This is a genomic window from Streptomyces graminilatus (assembly GCF_001418565.1).
Classification (GTDB): domain Bacteria; phylum Actinomycetota; class Actinomycetes; order Streptomycetales; family Streptomycetaceae; genus Streptomyces; species Streptomyces graminilatus.
This window is the reverse complement of record NZ_LIQQ01000392.1, coordinates 1-1,997: the sequence shown is the minus strand read 5'-3', so window position 1 is coordinate 1,997 and position 1,997 is coordinate 1. Positions and strand designations below refer to the sequence as shown.

The following is a 1,997-nucleotide window of genomic DNA, read 5'->3' as shown; positions in this document are numbered from 1 at the left end:
CCCGGCCCCTGCCCCGTCCCCGTCCCGGGCCCGCCGCACCGTCGCCCTCCTCGCGGCCCTCACCCTGACGGGCCTCGGCACCCTGCTCACCGGCTGCTCGGCCGCCCCCGACCCGGCGGTGCGTGTCGCGCCCACCGGCGCCATCGCCCCGACCGCCGTGACCGGTGCCCCGGGGGCCGGGCGGCCCACCGCTCCCCGCGCTCCCGGGGCACCGGCGACCCCCGCCGAGGTCGCCGTCCCCTCCGTGGGGATCACCGCCCCGCTGATGGAACTGGGCCTCAACCCGGACCGGACGGTCGAGGTCCCGCCGGCCGACAAGGGGATGACCGCGGGCTGGTACACCGGCGGCGCCGTGCCCGGTGAGGTCGGCGCGGCCGTCGTCATCGGCCACAACGACACCCGCTTCGGCAAGGCCGTCTTCCACGACCTCAGGAAGATCGAGAAGGGCGCGGACATCACGGTCACCGACGCGGCGGGAAAGGCCCGCCACTTCACCGTCACGGCCACGGAGAGCGTCGCCAAGACCGCCTTCCCGACGGAGAAGGTCTACGGGCCGACCAAGGAGCGGGCCCTGCGGCTCATCACGTGCGACGGCGACTTCGACGAGCAGGGGCACCCGGTCGACAACCTCATCGTCTACGCGACAGCGAGCTGAGGACCGTGCACCGCGAGGTCGCGCGCGTGTCCGATTCGTCCCGCCGTCACGAGTAACGTCCGGACGGTCCTGCCTGAACTCTCAAGTATTTGCCACAAGTTGCTCGATTGAATGCACCAACTGTCCCGTCAGCACCTACTCTCCCTGCAAACACATTCGACGGGGAACAGACGGAGAACAGGCGAGCTGAGGACAATGGAGCCACTTCGTCCCACGGATCCTGAGCGGCTGGGGCCGTACCGTCCGGTCGCGCGACTCGGCGCCGGAGGGATGGGCGAGGTCTTCCTCGCCAAGGACGACCGGCAACAGACCGTGGCCCTCAAGGTCATCCGTCCGGAACTGGCCCTGGGCAAGGCGTTCCGCGACCGGTTCCGCCGCGAGGTGGACGCGGCGCGGGCGGTGAGCGGCGCCTACACGGCGTCCGTCGTGGACGCCGACCCGGACGGCCCCGTCCCCTGGCTGGCCACCACGCACATAGTCGGCCCGACGCTGGCCGACGCGGTCGAGGCGTACGGGCCGCTGCCGCCGCGATCGGTACTCGCCCTCGGCGCCGGACTCGCCGAGGCGCTGATCGCCGTGCACTCCGCCGGGCTGGTGCACCGCGACCTCAAACCGTCCAACGTGCTGCTCTCCGCCGAGGGCCCGCGCGTCATCGACTTCGGCATCGTCCGCGCCACCGACGGCTACGAACTCACCATGTCCGGCGTGCTGTTGGGCTCCCCGAGATACATGTGCCCCGAGCACGCCTCCGGGGACCCGATGGGCCCGGCGGGCGACGTGTTCTGCCTCGGCTCGGTCCTGGCGTACGCGGCCACCGGGAACGCGCCCTTCGACGGCGCGTCGGCGGCCACCCTGCTGTACCAAGTGGTCCACGGCACACCGGACCTGACGGGCATTCGGGAACCCCTGGACACGATCATCCGCCTGTGCCTGGAGAAGTCCCCGGCGGCCCGCCCCACCCCGGACCGAGTGTCGGCGGCGTGCGCGGCCGGTGGCGTCGACGCCCTGGACTGGGACGGCTGGCTGCCGGCTGCCGTGCACGCCGCGATAGGGCGCCAGTCCGCCGACCTTCTGGCGCTGGACCTGGAACTGGACATGGACTTCGGGTCCGACCCTGGGACGGCCGTCCTGGGGCGGAGGCCCGCCCCTGCCGCCATTTCGGCGGCCTCCGGCTCGGGCGGTCTCCGTGTCGACCCGCGCGTGGCGGCCCCCCGACGACCGGCCACCGGCAGCCCGGGCGGCCCCCACCACGCCGTCCTCCCCGAAATCCCCGACCGTCACGACTCCGGCAACTCCGGCAACTCCGATGACTTCGACGACTTCGACGACTTCGACGACTTCG

2 protein-coding genes are annotated in these 1,997 nt (G+C 72.6%); both read left to right on the top strand.

All coding sequences use genetic code 11. From position 1 onward, the window contains the following. A partial coding sequence (locus AOK08_RS30140; protein WP_055531921.1) for a class F sortase occupies window positions 1-655 on the top strand: 655 nt, incomplete at its 5' end. Between the two features lie 270 nt (window positions 656-925). Further along, on the top strand, window positions 926-1,997 hold a 1,072-nt coding region (locus AOK08_RS30135), incomplete at its 3' end, for a serine/threonine-protein kinase (RefSeq protein ID WP_241827146.1).